Raw genomic sequence first — 17,157 nt, forward strand, 5'->3', positions numbered from 1 at the left:
TGCCGGAAATAGTAATCCGCGTAGGTGCCGCGCCGGCGGCACGATTCAGTCGGGTTCACGCGTCCGGAAGACGCAGCAGCGGGATCGGGGAAGCTGTCTGCGGGCTCCCGTCAGAACCGGTCCGTGCCGTCTGCCCCGGCACGGGCTCGTGTTCTTTCCGTTCGGAACTGCATCGCAAGCTGCGGAGTGCGCGATTTTGCCGACCTCAGAAATCCGTTCCGACGAAGCCGGTCCGTCGCCTGCGCGCAGTAAACGCCGGGGGCTGCGTCTTCTGGCGGGCATTGTTGTGCTGGCCGGCATGGCTGGCGGGCTCGTTGTCTATCAGCCGTGGACGCGGCTGAAGGCCAGCCCGCCGGTCGCCTCGCAGACGGTCCCGGCCGGCGGGCGCGGCGGGGCGGCACCGGTGGCCGTGGCCACGGCGACAACGGCCACCGTGCCGGTGATCTATCAGGGCCTCGGCACAGTCACGCCCCTCAACACCGTCACGGTCCGCTCGCGTATTTCCGGCTACCTCACCCGCATCGCCTTTACGGAAGGACAGGATGTCCGGGCCGGCGATCTTCTGGCCGAAATCGACTGCCGCAGCTTCGAGGCCACCGCAGCCCAGATCGAGGGCGAGCTGACGCAGGCGCAGGCCCAGCTCGAAAACGCCCGACTCGATCTGCAGCGCTATCAGAAACTGCGCGCGCAGGATTCCATCGCCAAGCAGAATGTCGATACGCAGGCGGCGACGGTGCACGAATATGAAGGCAACGTGGCCGCCACGCAGGGCAAACTTGCCGCCGCAAAGGTCGACGTTTCCGATTGCCGCGTCACCGCGCCGATCTCCGGCCGCGTCGGCCTGCGCAAGGTCGATGCCGGCAATTATGTCACGGCCGGCGACAGCACCGGCATTGCCGTCGTTGCGCAGGTGCAGCCGATCGCCGTGCTGTTCACGCTGCCGGAAGACCAGATCGCACTTGTGGCCAGCCGCCTCCGCAGCGGGGCCGAACTGCCGGTCACGGCCTACGACCGCGCCAATGTGCGGCCGGTCGCCGACGGCCGGCTGACATCCATCGACAACCAGATTGACACCGCCACCGGCACGGTCCGGCTCAAGGCCGAATTTCCGAACACCGACGGGCTGTTGTTTCCCAACCAGTTCGTCAATGCGCACCTCCGGGTCGATACCCTGCCCGATGTCGTCGTCGTGCCGTCAGCGGCGGTGCAGTACGGCACGCCCGGCAGTTTCGTCTACAAGATGCAGCCCGATCACACCGTGGCCCTTCAGGTGGTTGAAACCGGCATCAGCACCGACGACCGCACGGTCATTGTCGCGGGCCTTTCCAGCGGCGACACGGTGGTGGTCGACGGCGTCGACCGCCTGCGCAACGGCGCGGCCGTCAGCGTGCGCATGGTGGATGGCAAGCCGGTGGGAACGGAGGCCGGTGGCCAGCGCCGTGTGGAAAGGCCGGCGTCGTGAACCCGTCGCGCCCGTTCATCCTGCGCCCGGTTGCCACCACGCTGCTGATGGTGGCCGTTCTGCTCTCCGGGCTTGTCGGGGCGCTCTGGCTGCCGGTTTCCGCGCTTCCGAGTGTGGATTACCCGATCATCCAGGTCACCACGCTCTATCCCGGCGCCAGCCCGGATGTGATGACGACAGCCGTGACAGCGCCCCTTGAACGGGAACTCGGCCAGATGGCCGGTCTCGACGAGATGGCCTCGCGCACCTCGGCCGGCTCCTCGGTCATCACGCTGCGCTTCGGCCTCGATCTCGATCTGGACGTGGCCGGGCAGGAGGTTCAGGCCGCCATCAACGCAGCCCGCAGTTCCCTGCCCTCCGACCTGCCGACGCCGCCGACCTACGCCAAGGTCAATCCGGCGGATTTCCCGATCCTGACCTTTGCCATCACTTCCCCGACCCTGACGGAAACCCAGCTCTACGATCTGGTCGACACCCGCCTCGCCCGCCGCATCTCGCAGATCAGCGGCGTCGGTCTGGTGCAGATCGCCGGCGGCCAGCGCAAGGCGATCCGCGTCGGGGCCAATCTCAATGCGCTGGCGGCCTATGGCCTCAACATCGACGACCTGCGCACCACCCTCAGCAATCTCAACGCCAACACCCCCAAGGGTTCGTTCGATGGACCGGCCCGGGCCTACACCATCGATTCCAACGATCAGATGAAGTCGGCGGAGGAATATCGCGCTTCCGTCATCGCCTATCGCGACGGCGCGCCGGTGCGGCTCGCCGATGTCGCGACCGTGGTCGAGGCCTCGGAGAACCGGGCGCTGGCGGCAACGACCGGCCGCGATCCGGCGATCATTCTCACCGTCCAGCGCCAGCCGGGCGCCAATGTGATCGCGGTTGCAGACCGCATCAAGGCCCTCATGCCGGCCATCGAAGCCGGCATGCCGCAATCGGTCAGCGTCACGCTCGTCACCGACCGCACCACCTCCATCCGCGCCTCGGTCCGCGATGTCGGCTTCGAACTGGCGCTGGCGGTCGCGCTGGTCGTGCTGGTCATTTTCCTGTTTCTGCGCAACCTGCCGGCCACCCTGATCCCGAGCCTCTCCATTCCGCTGTCGCTGGTCGGGGCCCTCGGGGTGATGTATCTGTGGGGCATGTCCATCGACAACCTGTCGCTGATGGCGCTGACCATTGCCACGGGGTTTGTCGTTGACGACGCCATTGTCGTCATCGAGAACATCGCCCGCTATCTGGAAAAAGGGCTGTCGCCGCTGGAAGCCGCCCTGCAGGGGTCTGCCCAGATCGGCTTCACCATCATCTCGCTCACGGTTTCGCTGATCGCCGTGCTCATCCCGCTGCTGTTCATGGGCGATGTGGTCGGCCGGCTGTTCCACGAATTCGCCATCACCCTCGCCGTCACCATCGTCATCTCGGCCGTCGTGTCGCTCACGCTGGTGCCGATGCTGTGCGCGCGCCTGCTGAAGACGGCGCCGCAAGAGCACCGCGCCGGCGCGTTCGACCGCATGACCGCGCTCTATGCCCGCCTGCTCGACGGCGTTCTGGCCCACCAGAAGCTCACGCTGGTCGTGGCCCTGGCAACGGTTGCCGCCACAGTGTGGCTGACGGTGGCCATCCCCAAGGGGTTCTTTCCGGTTCAGGATACCGGCATCCTGCAGGGCGTGACGCAGGCCGATCAGTCGGTGTCCTTCCGCGCCATGCTTGCCCGCCAGCAGCAGGTGGTCGATGTGGTGCGCGCCGATCCCGATGTCGTCAGCGTGCTGTCGTTCATCGGCGCCGACGGCTCCAATGCCACGCTCAACACCGGCCGCCTCATCATCAACCTCAGACCGAAGGACGAGCGCAGCGCCTCCGCCACGGCGATCGGCAACCGGCTGCGGCAGGCCACGGCCGATATTCCCGGCATCGCGCTGTTCACGCAGCCGGTTCAGGATCTCGCCATCGATGCCAACCCGGGCGCGGCTCAGTATCAGTTCGTGCTCGACAGCCCCGATGCCGCCGATCTGGAGCACTGGGCACCCCGCCTTGTCGCGGCGCTGAAACAATCGCCCGTGCTGGCCGATGTCAGCAGCGATCAGGCGGCCAGCGGCCTTGCCGCCTACCTCACGATCGACCGGGCCACCGCCGCGCGCTTCGGCATCACGCCCGCCACCATCGATAATGCCCTCTACGATGCGTTCGGCCAGCGCATCGTTTCCACCATCTTCACGCAGGCCAACCAGTATCGCGTCATTCTGGAGGCCGACCCCGATCTGGCCGACAACCTTGCCGCGCTCGACAGCGTCTACCTGCCCTCCTCGCTTTCCTCCACCGGTCAGGTGCGCCTCACCTCCGTCGTGCAGGTGGAAGAGCGGCAGGCGCCGCTGCTCGTCTCTCATCTCGGCCAGTTCCCGGCCGTGACGGTGTCGTTCAATCTTGCCCCCGGCGCCTCGCTCGGCGCCGCCGTCGCCGCCGTGGAAGACGTCGCCCGGCAGGTCGGTCTGCCGGAAAGCGTCGGGCTTCATTTCGAGGGCGCGGCGGCGGCCTTCCGGTCGGCGCTGTCCAACGAGCTCATCCTCGTCATCGCCGCCGTGGTGGCGATGTATATCGTGCTCGGCGTGCTCTACGAGAGCTTCATCCATCCGGTCACCATCCTTTCCACCCTGCCCTCTGCGGGCATGGGGGCGCTGATGGCCCTTTGGCTGGCCGGTCGGGAGCTCGATATCGTCGCCGTCATCGGCATCGTGCTGCTCATCGGTATCGTCAAGAAGAACGCCATCATGATGATCGACTTCGCGCTCGATGCGGAACGGCGCGAGGGCAAGAGCCCGGTTGCGGCCATCCGTCAGGCCTGTCTGCTGCGCCTGCGGCCGATCCTCATGACCACCTTTGCCGCGCTGTTCGCGGCGTTGCCGATGATGCTCGGTTCCGGCGTGGGGTCGGAACTGCGCCAGCCGCTGGGGCTTGCCATCGTCGGCGGCCTCATCGTCAGCCAGATCCTGACGCTGTTCACCACGCCGGTCATCTATCTCGCCTTTGCCCGGCTGTCGCGGGCGCTCGGCCGGCAGGCCGCCACGGATCCGGCGTGAGCGGGGGAGGCGACGGATGAACATTTCCGCCCCCTTCATCCGCCGGCCGGTCGCCACCACCCTGCTGACGATCGCCATCGTCATTGCCGGCCTGATCGGCTACCGCACGCTGTCGGTCGCCCCGCTGCCGCAGATCGACTTTCCCACCATCATGGTGCAGGCCAACATGGCCGGCGCGAGCCCGGATACCATGGCGACCAGCGTCGCCGCCGTGCTCGAACGCCATCTCGGCCAGATCGCCGGGGTCAGCGAGATGACCTCGCAGAGCACCACCGGCAGCACACGCATCGTGCTGCAGTTCGACCTCAACCGCGATATCGACGGCGCGGCGCGCGATGTTCAGGCGGCCATCAACGCCGCGCAGGCCGATCTGCCCGCCAACCTGCGCGCCACCCCCACCTATCGCAAGTTCAACCCGGCCGATGCGCCGGTGATGATCGTGGCCCTCACCTCGCCCACACGCGACCGCGGCCAGCTGTTCGACACCGCCGCAACCGTGTTGCAACAGAAGCTGTCCCAGCTTTCCGGTATCGGCAACGTGGATGTCGGCGGTGCGGCGCTGCCGGCCGTGCGCGTGGAACTCAACCCCCACGCCCTCGCCAGCTACGGCATCGCGCTGGAAGACGTGCGGGCCGCCATTGCCGGGGCAAATGCCAACAGCCCCAAGGGCGCCATCGAATCCGGCGACCGCCGCTGGCAGCTTTATGCCAACGATCAGGCGGTGAAGGCGGCGGACTACCGCGATCTCGTCATTGCCTGGCGCAACGATGCGCCGGTGCGGCTTTCCGATGTCGGCACGGTCATCGATTCCATCGAGGACGTGCGCAACGCCGGCTTCGTCAACGGAAAGCCGGCCATCCTGCTCATGCTGTTTGCCCAGCCCGGTGCCAACATCATCGAAACGGTCGACCGCGTCCGCGCCGTGCTCCCGCAACTGAAGGCGGCCCTGCCCGCCGATGTCGACCTGACCGTGGTGGCAGACCGCTCGTCCACCATCCGCGCCTCGTTCCGGGAAACGCAGCGCACCCTCGTCATCGCCGTCGTGCTGGTCATCGGCGTGGTGGTGGTGTTCCTCGGCTCGTTCCGCGCCGCCCTCATCCCGGCCGTGGCCGTGCCGGCCTCCATCATCGGCACCTTCGCCGCCATGGCGCTGGCCGGGTTCAGCCTCAACAACCTGTCGCTGATGGCGCTCACCATCGCCACCGGCTTCGTGGTCGACGATGCCATCGTGGTGCTGGAGAACATCACGCGACATCTGGAGGCCGGCCGCAACCGTCTGGAGGCGGCCCTTCAGGGTGCGCAGGAGGTGGGCTTCACGGTGCTTTCCATGAGCCTGTCGCTCATCGCCGTGTTCCTGCCGCTGCTGGTGATGGGCGGTCTGGTCGGCCGCATCTTCGAGGAATTCTCCCTCACCCTTTCCATGGCGATCCTGATTTCCATGGTCCTGTCGCTCACCACCACGCCGATGATGTGCGCCGTCCTGCTGCGCCGCGGCGATAAGGCCGCCCGCGCACCCGGCCCCGGGGCCCGCGCCATGGCCGCGGCCCAGCGGGCCTATCAGCGCTCACTCGGCTGGAGTCTGCATCACCCGCGTCTGCTGCTGAGTTCTCTCATCGTCATAATCGGCCTTAACTTCGTCCTTTACAGTATTGTACCGAAAGGTTTTATGCCAATGCAGGATACCGGCATGCTGATGGGCGGCATCAGCGCCGACAAGTCGATTTCCTTTGCCGCCCTGCAACAGAAAATGATCGCGGTGCAGCAGATCGTGGCCGCCGATCCCGGCGTGGAAAGCGTAGCCGGCGCCACCGGCGGGCGCAGCCCCAGCTCGGGCAACATCTTCGTCATGCTGAAGCCGCGCGCGGAACGCGACAGCGCCGATGCCATTGTCAGCCGCCTGCGCACGAAGCTCGCGAAAGTGCCGGGGGCGCGGCTGTTCCTGTTTCCGCGGCAGGATCTGCGCCCCGGCGGCCGGCAGAGCTTCGCCCAGTATCAGTATGCCCTGATCGGCGAGGACAGCGCAGAACTGGCGACATGGTCCCAGAAGCTGATGACCGCCCTGCAGCATTCCCCGGTGGTCACCGACCTTGACAGCGACCTGCGCGACGGGGCCCTTGAGACCCGCCTTGTGGTGGATCGCGATGCGGCGGCGCGCTACGGCCTGCGGCCGGACATCGTCAATGCCACGCTCTACGATGCCTTCGGCCAGCGCCCGGTCACCACCATTCGCAAGGCCAGCAACGAATACAAGGTCATCATGGAACTGGCGCCGGATTACCTGACCGATCCGGATTCGCTGAAGGTCATCCATGTCAGCACCTCCGGCATGCGCGCTGGCGGCGCCGCCGCCAGCAATGCCACCGCCACGGCCGCTTCGGCGGGCAGCAACAGCAGCGACACCGCGGCGGTGCGCAATCAGGCCTCGAACGCCATCGCGACCGGCGGTGCGGCCTCCACCTCCGCCGGCGCCGCGGTCAGCACCAGCCGGGAATCGATGATCCCGCTGGCCTCTTTCTCGCGCTACGAGCCCTCGACCGGCCCCTCGCAGGTGCGCCATCAGGGCCAGTTCGCCGCCGTCACGCTCTCGTTCAACCTTGCAGAGGGCCGGTCGCTTTCCGACGCGGTGCGGGCGATCGATGACGCGGTGGCCGAAATCGGGCTGCCGACCGATATTCAGGGCCAGTTCGCCGGCTCGGCCGCGTCGTTTCAGGCTTCCACCAACAGCCAGCCGCTCATCATTCTGGCGGCGCTGGTCACGGTCTATATCGTGCTCGGCATCCTCTACGAGAGCTATATCCACCCCGTCACCATCCTTTCCACGCTGCCCTCTGCCGGCGTGGGGGCGGTGCTGGCGCTGCTGGCCTCCGGCACGGAATTCAGCCTCATCGCACTCATCGCGGTCATCCTGCTTATCGGCATCGTCAAGAAGAACGCGATCATGATGGTCGACTTCGCGCTGGAAGCCGAACGACATCAGGGCCTTGGCCCGCGCGAGGCGATCTGGCAGGCGGCCGTTCAGCGCTTCCGCCCCATCATGATGACCACGCTGGCCGCGCTGCTCGGCGCCGTGCCGCTTGCGCTCGATTTCGGCGAGGGCGGGGAGATCCGCCGTCCGCTCGGCATCGCCATCATCGGCGGCCTCGTCGTCAGCCAGCTTCTCACGCTCTATACCACCCCGGTGGTCTACCTTTATCTCGACCGTCTGCGCCTCTGGAGCGCCCGCCGCTGGCGGGGCCTCTCCGGCCGCCGGCGCCCGACAGCCTCCTGATCCGGGATCATGATGTCGCCCTGCCCGCCCCGCTCCGGCGCTGCCCCGCGCCATGATGTTCTGCGCTACGCCCTGCGGCTGTCCACGGCCCTTGCGCTGGCGATGCTCGCCGCCGGGTGCATGGTGGGCCCGGACTACAAGCGCCCCGAGGCGACGGTGCCCGTCGCCTACAAGGAAATGAAGGGCTGGAAGCCGGCGACCCCCGCCGACGACATGCCGCGCACCGACTGGTGGACGGCATGGAACGACCCGGTCCTCAATCGCCTTGAGGCCCGCGTGGCCGTGGATAACCAGACGGTGCGCGCCTACGAGGCCTCGTGGCGGCAGGCCCGCGCCATCGTCGCGGAAGTCCGTTCCGGCCTGGCACCGAGCGCCACCTTCAACCCGGATATCACCCGCCAGCACGCCAGCAACAACGACAATGTCAGCTATGAGGCCATCGCCAACCTCAGCTGGGAAATCGATGTCTGGGGCCGCATCCGCCGGCAGGTGGAATCCAGCACGGCGGCCGCGCAGGTCAGCGCCGCAGACCTCGCCAACGCCCGTCTTTCCGCACAGGCGGACGTGGCGAGCTATTATCTGCAAATGCGTTATCAGGATTCCCTGAAGCAGCTTCTGAACCAGACGGCGCAGGCCTACGAACGCTCCCTCACCATCGTCCGCAATCAGTACGAGGCCGGCACGGCCGCCCGTTCCGATGTGCTGACGGCGCAGACGCAGCTTCTTTCCACCCGCGCCGATGCCATCGCCGCAGAAAGCAACCGGGCGGTCTATGAGCACGCCCTCGCCGTGCTCACCGGCACGGTGCCGAGCGCCCTCGACATCGCGCCCGGCAGCCTCACGCGCCGCGTGCCGAAGGTGCCGGTTGCCCTGCCCTCCACACTGCTGGAGCGGCGCCCGGACATCGCCGCGGCCGAGCGCACGATGGCGGAGCAGAACGCCCAGATCGGCGTTGCCGTGGCGGCCTATTACCCGGATATCAATCTCGCCGGCCTTGCCGGCTACAGTTCCGGCGGCATCAACGAACTGCTGACGGCCTCCAATCAGGTGTGGAGCCTTGCGGCCAGCGGCAACGAGCTGCTGTTCGACGGCGGCGGCCGCAAGGCGACCGTGCAGGCAGCCCGCGAGGCCTACGATGCCAGCGTCGCCAGCTATCGCGAGGCAGTGCTCAGCGCCTTCCGCGACGTGGAAGACGCGCTGGCGCAGCGCCGCATCGTGACGCGCCAGATCGCCGTGCAGCAGCAGGCCGTGACGGCGGCGCGGGAGGCCGTCACCATCAGCCTCAACGAATATGCCGCCGGCACGCAGGATTACACCACCGTTGCCACCGCGCAGGCCGCCGCCCTCAGCAACGAGCGCACGCTGCTCAACGCCGAACTGAACCGGCAACTGGCGACGGTCGACCTCATCCGCGCCCTTGGCGGCGGCTGGAGCACGGCCGACCTGCCCACGGCACGCGAAATCGAGGCAACGGCCCTGCCCGCGACCGGCGCCGGACCGGCGGCCGTCAAAACAAGTGCAGCCCCGGCGGGGGCCGGGGCTGCACCGTCTGCGGCCGGAGCGGCGGGGGCGGGCCGCTCCTGAGGGGAGGCGCCGGAAGCGGGCGCCGCGAGGGGGGGATGGCGCCGTCAGGTCGCCACCGGGGCCTCCGCCGCATCGGGTCCGGACGGCTCGCGCGCCGCCGGCCCGGCTTCGCCCGGCTTCTCCTCGCGTACGCGGAAACACAGCGCGTAGAGGGCCGGCACGAAGAACAGGGTAAGCAGGGTCGCCACCGCGAGCCCGCCCATGATCGCAACCGCCATCGGCCCCCAGAAGATGTTCCGCGACAGCGGAATCATGGCCAGAATGGCGGCCGAAGCCGTCAGCACCACCGGCCGCGCGCGGCGCACGGTGGAGCCGATCACGGCTTCAAAGGCTGTCAGGCCGGTCCCGAGATCCTGCCGGATCTGATCGACGAGGATCAGCGTGTTACGCATGATCATGCCGGCCAGCGACAGAACGCCAAGCAGCGTCACGAATCCGAACGGCTGGTTGAACAGGATCAGCCCGTAGACCGCACCGATGATGCCGAGCGGTGCGGTGGCAATGACCAGAAACAGGCTGCCGAAGCTCTGCACCTGAATCATGATGAAGACGAGCATGGCGGCGATCATGAACGGAAAAACCTTGCCAAGAGCGGCATTTGCCTTGGCGCTTTCTTCCACCGATCCGCCCAGCTCGATGCGATAGCCCATCGGCAGCGCTTCGATGAGCGGCGCGAGCTTCGGCATGATCGCGTTCGACACATCCGGCGGTTGCACGCCGCGGGCCACATCGGCGCGCACGGTGATGACCATGTCGCGGTTCTGCCGCCACAGGATCGGCTCCTCGAAGCCGTAGTCCGCCCGGGCCACCTGCGCCAGCGGCACCGCCACACCGTCGCGGCTGGTGATCGTCAGGTCGCGCAGCCGGTCCAGATCGAGGCGCTCGTCCGGCACCGCGCGGGCCACCACCGCCACCTGCTCGATCCCGTCGCGCACCTCGGTCACGGTGTAGCCGGAAAGCAGCGTCTGCAGCGTGGCGCTGATGTCGGCCGGCGTCAGCCCCAGCGCCCGCACCCGATCCTGATCGAGTGCGATGCGGATCGATTTCGCCTGCTCGTTCCAGTCCAGATTGACGTCGCGCGTATCGGGGTTCTGCTCCATCACCTTGCGAACCTGATAGGCGATGTGGCGCACGGCGACCGGGTCCGGCCCGATGACGCGAAACTGCACCGGGTAGCCGACCGGCGGGCCGAACACCAGTTCGCTGATGCGCACGGTGGCACCCGCCACCGCCCCGTCGGCCACCTTCTGTCGCAGCCGGGCAATGGCCGCATCGCGGGTCACGTGGTCGCTGGCATAGGCGATGATGACGCCGTAGCTTTCCTTCGGCAGTTCCGGGTTGAAGCCCAGCATCCAGCGCGGCGCGCCGGAGCCGATATAGGCGGTGTAGGTGCGGATGTCGGGATCGGCGGCAACCAGCGCTTCCATCTCCGCCACCGAGCGGTCGGTGGTGCCGAACGCCGCCCCGGCCGGGCTCGTCACCTCGATGACCAGTTCCGGGCGCGTGGAGGTGGGGAAGAACTGCTGTTGCACGAAGCGCATGGAGAAGATGGCCGAGACGAACAGCGCAACCGTGGCCACAACCACGAGCACGCGGTGGCGCACGCACCAGGTGACCATGGCGCGGAAGGCCCGATAGATCCGCGTCTCGTAGATCGCATTCGGATCCTCGGAATGAACCTTGAAATTCGGCAGCAGCCGCACACCCAGATAGGGGGTGAACACCACTGCCACCACCCACGAGACCAGCAGCGCAATCGCCACCACCCAGAAGATGCCGCCCGCATATTCCGAGGTGGACGAGCGCGACAGGCCCACGGGCATGAAGCCCGCCGCCGTCACCAGCGTTCCGGTCAGCATCGGAAAGGCGGTCGAGGTCCACGCAAAGCTTGCCGCTGAGATGCGGTCGAAGCCCTGCTCCATCTTCACCACCATCATTTCCACGGCGATGATGGCATCGTCCACCAGCAGGCCGAGGGCGATGATGAGCGCACCGAGCGTGACGCGCTGCAGCGAAAGGCCCATCAGGTCCATCACCATCATGGTGATCGCCAGCACCAGCGGCACGGCGCAGGCCACCACGATGCCGGTGCGCCAGCCGAGCGACAGGAACGACACGCCGAGCACGATGACGAGCGCTTCGATGAACACGCGCACGAACTCGTCGACCGACTCCTTCACGATCTGCGGCTGGTCGGCAATCTGCGCCAGTTGCAGCCCGACCGGCAGGTCGGCACGGACGGCGGCGATGGTCTCGTGCAGGTTTTCGCCGAGCGCCAGCACATTGGCGCCCTTGACCATGACGACGCCGATGCCCAGCGCCGGCACACCCTGCTGGCGCACCACGAACGAGGGCGGGTCCACCGGTCCGCGGCGGATGGTGGCAATATCGCCGAGGCGGAACTGCCGGCCGTTGGCCGCCGCAATCGGCACGTCCGCCACCGCGTCGGTGCCGTCCAGAGCGCCGTCGACCCGCAGATAGATCTGATCGGCGGCACTCTCGAACCGGCCCGCCGGCGTCACCGCGTTCTGCCGCGAAATGGAATTGAAGATGGCCTCGGGCGTGATGCCGAGCGTGGCGAGCTTGGCGTGGCTGAATTCCACATAAATGCGCTCGGCCTGCTCGCCGAAAAACACCACCTTGGCCACGTCCGGCACGCGCAGAAGGCGCTGGCGGATGATCTCCGCCTCGTCCTTCAGGGTGCGCGGCGTCACGCCCTCGTCGCCCGTCAGCATATAAAGCGTGGAGGAAACATCCGCGAAGTCATCGTTGAAGAACGGGCCGAGCACGCCGGCCGGCAGCCCGGCGCGCACATCGCCTACCCGGTTGCGCACGCGCAGGAACAGCCCCGGCACTTCTTTCGGCGGCGTATCGTCCTTGAACTGCACCTGCATATAGGTGCTGCCGGGGCGTGAGTAGGTGCGCACCTTATCGAAATACGGAATCTCCTGCAGCACCTTCTCGATGGGGTCAGCCACCTGCCGCTGCATTTCCTCCGTCGTGGCCCCCGGCCACTGGGCCGAAACGATCATCACCTTGACGGTGAAATCCGGCTCCTCCGCCCGCCCGAGATTGAAATAGGACAGGATGCCGCCGGCCGACAGCATGATCATGAGAAACAGCACGAGCGCCTGATGGGTGACCGCCCAGTGCGAAACGTTGAAACGCTGCATCATGAGCGCACCGCCGGGCCGGCGGTGCCCGGCTCCGCAAGGCCGCTCTGGCGGGCGGGTTCGGCGCGTTCGTCGGGCCGCACCTTCTCACCCGGCTGCAGCCGGCGCACGCCCATGGAGACCACCCACGCATTTGCCGGCACCCCGGTCACCACCGCGTCCGTCGTCTCGTAGCGCACGATGCCCACGGGCTGGAAACGCAGCGTGCCGCGACCGTCGGTCTTCTCGTCCGGCTCCACCACGAATACGCCCGGGCCGTCGCCGGCATTGAACACCGCGGCGAGCGGCAGCCGCGTCACCGTCTGCCCGGTGCCCCGGGTCAGCGTCACCGTCGCCGTCATGCCGAGGCGGACGGCGTCGTCGGCCGCCGGCAGGGCGAAACGCACGGCATAGGTGCGGGTCGCGGCATCGGCCTGCGGGGCAATCTCGCGCACGCTGGCGCGATAGGTGCGGTCGCCTTCCGCCCACAGCGTCACCACCGCGCCGGAATCCTTCAGGTCGCCGAGCCGGCTTTCGGGAATGGCGACCTGCACTTCCTTCTGCGGCTCGCGGTCATCGCCGCCGAGCCGCGCCACGCGCACAATCTCCTGCCCCGCCTGCACCACCTGCCCGGCTTCGGCGGAAACAGCGGTCACCACGCCATCCACGTTCGACGTCAGCACCGCATAGCCGAGCTGATTGCGGGCCAGATCGAGCGCGCGCTCGTCGCGCTCCACCCGCGCCTTCGCCTCGTCCAGCGCAACGGTGCGGGTGTCGAAGGCCGCCTGACTGGCATGGCCGCCCTTCAGCAGCGCGGCGATCCGCTGACTTTCCACCCCGGCCTGCGCCAGAGCCGAGCGCGCCGCCGCCAGTTCCGCTTCCGCACTTTCGACATTGAGGTTGAGGTCGGTCGGGTCGAGCTTTGCGAGCACGGTGCCGGCCCGCACCGTTGCCCCGATATCCACCAGCCGTTCGGCCACGCGGCCGCCGACGCGGAAAGCCTGCGCCACCTCCGTGCGGGGGCGGACCACGCCGGTGTAACTGCGCACCGAAGCATCCGGGATCTGCGCCGCCCGGACCACCCGCACCACGGGATCGGGCGGCACTTCGGCAGTTTCACGCTGGCAGCCGGCCGCGGCCAGCGAAACGGCAAGGGCAGCGCTGATGAGAAGCGCACGGCGAACCATGGAAAATCGGGCCTCGCAGCATGGAACGCCGGGCGGGCACCCCGGCCGAATCCGCTTTGTGTCGAGTGATGATATTCAAAAATCGTCAGCCGTAAAGGCGCTATCGTTTCCGATGCACCTCAAAAGACACCGAATGCCGTTTCCGTGCCGCAAAGCGATGCGACAGCAATCATCAGCAATATCGATAGGTTTTTATTCCTTATTCCGGCATCAGGAGGCCGGCCGAAAACCCGGCGACCCGCCCACCCATCAATTTCATGAATGCTTTATTGCCGGATTACCGACATTTGTATCGACCGGAAGCCCGCGACCCCGCAATGTCGCATAAAGGCGCCCGACAACCCGCCCGGCGCGCCGCAGCGGGGATTTCGGTCAGGTCCGGGATGGCGCCGGCCCTTCGCCTGCCGGAGGCGGCAGAGCAACCGCCCGGCGCAGCATGCGCATGACGCGGCGCAGATCGCCCTCCAGATCGTCGTCCGCGCACTGGGCAATGATCACCGGGTGCATGAAGGGCGCCAGCATGGTCTTGATGGCCCGCGTAATCTCCGCCGGCTCCAGTGCCACGATCTCGCCGGCGGCCAGCCCTTCGCGCACCACGCCCTCAAGAATCGCTTCAAAACGTTCAACGAACCGCTTGATAGAAGGCCAGTTTTCTTCAAATCCGGCCGCCACCATGTCATGCAGGCGCTGCTCGTGCAGGCAGTTGTTGCGGCAGAAGCGGTGCGTTTCCAGACCGATCATCTCAATACGGTCGAGCGCGGGCCCGCTGCGGCGCGCCTGCTTCCAGGCCAGCTCCTCGATCTCCGACAACATCCGCATCAGGATGGCGTCGTTAATGGCCGCCTTGGAGGGAAAGAAACGGTAGACATTGGCCGGGCTCATCTCCAGCGCCTGCGCAATGTCGGCCACGGTGGTCTTGGCATAGCCCACGCGGCGGAAACTCTCTTCCGCCACGGCAATGATGCGGGCTCGCGTTTCCTCCGGGGTTGCGGCTGCGCGCGGGGTCCTGCTCATCCGGCCTGTTTCCGAAAGGGCTGCTGCCGGCTGGAATCGCGCCGGCTTTCGGTCAGTTTAAACTGACGAATTTTATTTTTCATCACTTATCTGCGGATGCAATCGCCGCCGAAAAAGCCGCGAAAGCTGCGGCGTCAGGATAAGAATCCTGCGCGCCCGGCCGCGTCACCGTCAGCGCGGCATAGGCTGCCGCCCGGGCAAGGGCCTGTTCCGGGGCAAGGCCGCCGGCATAATAGCGCGCAAAGGCGCCGATGAAGGCATCCCCTGCCCCGGTGGTATCCACCGGGTTAACGGCCACGCCGGGCACGGCCTGCACATGACCGGCCTCCACCATCAGCGCCCCTTCCGCACCGCGGGTCACGATGACCGTGCCGATGCCACGGTCGTTGAGCGTGCGGGCAGCAGCAACGCAGGCGGCTTCCGTGTCCGTCGGCAGTCCGGTCAGCAGAGCGAGTTCCGTTTCGTTGGGCACCAGAAAACGCACGCCGGCGAGGCGGGCGACATCGAGCCCGGCCAGCGCCGGCGCCGGATTCAGCAGAACCTCGACGCGCGCGCGGCGGGCAACCTCAATGGCGTGGAACACGGTTTCGGGCGGGATCTCAAGCTGCAGCAGCACCAGCCGCGCGGCGGCAATGGTCGCCGCTGCGGCATCCACGTCGGCCGGCGCGATCGCGCCGTTCGCGCCGCGCACGATGACGATGCGGTTCTCACCGTCAGGCTCCACCAGAATGGTGGCAACCCCGGTCGGCAGGCCGGGCGAGGTCAGCACATGGCGGGTGTCCACGCCCGCCCGCTCCAGTGCGCGGCGGGCGCCCGCCGCAAAATCGTCGTCGCCGACGCGCGAGACCAGCGCCACCGCGCCGCCGAGGCGGGCCGCGGCAACCGCCTGATTGGCGCCTTTGCCGCCGTGGCCGATGCTGAAGCCGGTGCCGGTCAGCGTCTCGCCCGCCGCCGGCATCCGCGCCGCGGTGGTGACGAGATCGACATTCGTGCTGCCGATCACAACGATTTGCCCGCCGTCCATCTTGCCTGCCCTTTTCAGTCGTCGTCGCCGGCGGCGCCCCCGGGCCGGAAGTCGGCGGCGCGGATGCCATGGCGTTTCAGCTTGTCGTAAAAGGTCTTGCGCGGCAGGGACAGGGCCTCGACGACGAGGCGCACGTCGCCGCGATGCTGCTCCAGCATGGTCCGGATCAGCGCGGCCTCGAAGCCGTCGACCTGTTCCGCCAGACTGCCGCCGCCGACGGGGGCCGGCGCGGGTGCCTCGCTTTCGCCCAGCCCCAGCGCCACCCGTTCGGCGAAATGGGCCAGTTCGCGCACGTTGCCGGGCCAGTCGTGGCCGGAGAGGTGGCGCCGCACCGCCTCGCCGGGCAGCGGCGCCTCAACGCCGAACCGCCGCGCCGCACGGCCGAGAAAGAAGCGGAACAGCAGCGGAATATCGGCCCGGCGCTCGCGCAGCGGGGGAATGCGCACCGTCACCACATTGAGGCGATAGAACAGATCCTCACGGAAACTGCCGCGCTCGGCCGGGTTGGCGAGATCGGCCTTGGTCGCGGCCACGACGCGGATGTCGACCGGCCGCTCCTCGTTGGTGCCGAGCGGCGTCACCGTTCGCGTTTCCAGCACCCGCAGCAGCCGCACCTGCAGCGCGGGTGGCATGCTCTCGATCTCGTCCAGCAGCAGGGTGCCGCCGGCCGAATGCTCGATGCGCCCCACGCGGCGACGCTGCGCCCCGGTAAAGGCCCCGGCCTCGTGGCCGAACAGTTCGCTTTCCACCACCGTTTCCGGCAGTGCCCCGCAGTTGAGCGCCACGAACGGGCCTGCCGCCCGCCGGCTCCAGCGGTGCAGCGCCGTTGCCACGGCCTCCTTGCCGGCCCCGGTCTCGCCCAGCACCAGCACGTCCACATCGGCGCGCGCCACATGGGCGAGCGTGCGCCTCAGCTGCACCATGGCGGGCGTCTCGCCGATCAGCAGCGGATCGTTGCCGGCTTCGGCGGCCGCGCGCAGCCGGCGGTTTTCCAGAACGAGGCGGCGCTTTTCCAGCGCCCGGCGCACCGCCGCAGTCAGGCGCTCGCTGGCATAGGGTTTGGTGACGAAATCATAGGCCCCCTCCCGCATTACCTCCACGGCGGTCGCCACGTCGCCGTGGCCGGTGATGAAGATAACCGGCAGGTCCGGGTCGAGCGCGCGCAGCCGCGCATGAAAGACCCGCCCGTTCATCTGCGGCATGCGCAGATCGGTCACCACGACGCCGGGAAAATCCGGTCCGAGTGCCGCCAGCGCCTCCGCACCGCCGGCAAAGGCCAGCGGCTCGAACCCGGCCAGCGCCAGGCTTTCCGCATTGGCCAGCCGCAGGTCGGCATCGTCGTCGACGAATGCAACCGTGCGCACATCGCAGCTGTCGGCCACCGTCACGCCCGTT

General features: G+C 67.7%; 9 protein-coding genes. 4 read left to right on the plus strand and 5 right to left on the minus strand.

Annotated elements, in window-relative coordinates:
* Positions 1-298: 298 nt before the first annotated feature.
* From V7067_RS01830 to V7067_RS01845, 4 genes are read left to right on the plus strand one after another with little or no spacing between them, the layout of a single operon-like run.
* Positions 299-1,462: an MdtA/MuxA family multidrug efflux RND transporter periplasmic adaptor subunit gene (locus tag V7067_RS01830; protein WP_334174165.1), complete on the plus strand. Its 1,164-nt coding sequence runs from the start codon at positions 299-301 to the stop codon at positions 1,460-1,462.
* On the plus strand, positions 1,459-4,533 hold the full coding sequence (locus V7067_RS01835; protein WP_334174166.1) for a multidrug efflux RND transporter permease subunit: 3,075 nt from the start codon (positions 1,459-1,461) through the stop codon (positions 4,531-4,533). The genes V7067_RS01830 and V7067_RS01835 overlap by 4 nt, the downstream gene beginning before the upstream one ends.
* Positions 4,534-4,549: 16 nt before the next feature.
* The gene (locus tag V7067_RS01840; RefSeq protein WP_334174167.1) at positions 4,550-7,801 is read left to right on the plus strand and encodes an efflux RND transporter permease subunit; all 3,252 of its coding nucleotides are present in this window, start codon (positions 4,550-4,552) and stop codon (positions 7,799-7,801) included.
* A 9-nt stretch (positions 7,802-7,810) separates the two neighbouring features.
* Positions 7,811-9,385 (plus strand): efflux transporter outer membrane subunit, encoded by a 1,575-nt coding sequence (locus tag V7067_RS01845; protein ID WP_334174168.1) that lies wholly within the window; start codon positions 7,811-7,813, stop codon positions 9,383-9,385.
* Positions 9,386-9,429: 44 nt separating this feature from the next.
* On the opposite strand, the gene V7067_RS01850 is transcribed toward V7067_RS01845, so the two are convergent.
* The 5 genes from V7067_RS01850 to V7067_RS01870 form a co-directional block, all read right to left on the minus strand.
* A complete protein-coding gene (locus V7067_RS01850; RefSeq protein WP_334174181.1) occupies positions 9,430-12,558 on the minus strand; it encodes an efflux RND transporter permease subunit in 3,129 nt (1,042 codons plus the stop codon).
* A complete protein-coding gene (locus V7067_RS01855; RefSeq protein WP_334174169.1) occupies positions 12,558-13,724 on the minus strand; it encodes an efflux RND transporter periplasmic adaptor subunit in 1,167 nt (388 codons plus the stop codon). Before V7067_RS01855 ends, V7067_RS01850 begins: the two co-directional genes overlap by 1 nt.
* A gap of 372 nt (positions 13,725-14,096) precedes the next feature.
* A complete protein-coding gene (locus V7067_RS01860) occupies positions 14,097-14,738 on the minus strand; it encodes a TetR family transcriptional regulator (protein ID WP_334174170.1) in 642 nt (213 codons plus the stop codon).
* Between the two features lie 82 nt (positions 14,739-14,820).
* Positions 14,821-15,762 (minus strand): ribokinase, encoded by a 942-nt coding sequence (rbsK, locus tag V7067_RS01865; protein ID WP_334174171.1) that lies wholly within the window; start codon positions 15,760-15,762, stop codon positions 14,821-14,823.
* A 14-nt stretch (positions 15,763-15,776) separates the two neighbouring features.
* Positions 15,777-17,144: a sigma-54 dependent transcriptional regulator gene (locus V7067_RS01870; RefSeq protein WP_334174172.1), complete on the minus strand. Its 1,368-nt coding sequence runs from the start codon at positions 17,142-17,144 to the stop codon at positions 15,777-15,779.
* Between the last annotated feature and the right edge of the window lie 13 nt (positions 17,145-17,157).

Source organism: Pseudoxanthobacter sp. (assembly GCF_036822375.1).
GTDB lineage: Bacteria > Pseudomonadota > Alphaproteobacteria > Rhizobiales > Segnochrobactraceae > Pseudoxanthobacter.

Bases quoted from the DNA above. Each gene is read 5' to 3' on its own strand.
- V7067_RS01840 (WP_334174167.1), top strand. From the start codon at position 4,550: ATGAACATTTCCGCCCCCTTCATCCGCCGGCCGGTCGCCACCACCCTG.
- V7067_RS01845 (WP_334174168.1), top strand. From the start codon at position 7,811: ATGATGTCGCCCTGCCCGCCCCGCTCCGGCGCTGCCCCGCGCCATGAT.
- V7067_RS01850 (WP_334174181.1), bottom strand. From the start codon at position 12,558: ATGCAGCGTTTCAACGTTTCGCACTGGGCGGTCACCCATCAGGCGCTC.
- V7067_RS01830 (WP_334174165.1), top strand. From the start codon at position 299: ATGGCTGGCGGGCTCGTTGTCTATCAGCCGTGGACGCGGCTGAAGGCC.
- V7067_RS01860 (WP_334174170.1), bottom strand. From the start codon at position 14,738: ATGAGCAGGACCCCGCGCGCAGCCGCAACCCCGGAGGAAACGCGAGCC.
- rbsK (WP_334174171.1), bottom strand. From the start codon at position 15,762: ATGGACGGCGGGCAAATCGTTGTGATCGGCAGCACGAATGTCGATCTC.
- V7067_RS01855 (WP_334174169.1), bottom strand. From the start codon at position 13,724: ATGGTTCGCCGTGCGCTTCTCATCAGCGCTGCCCTTGCCGTTTCGCTG.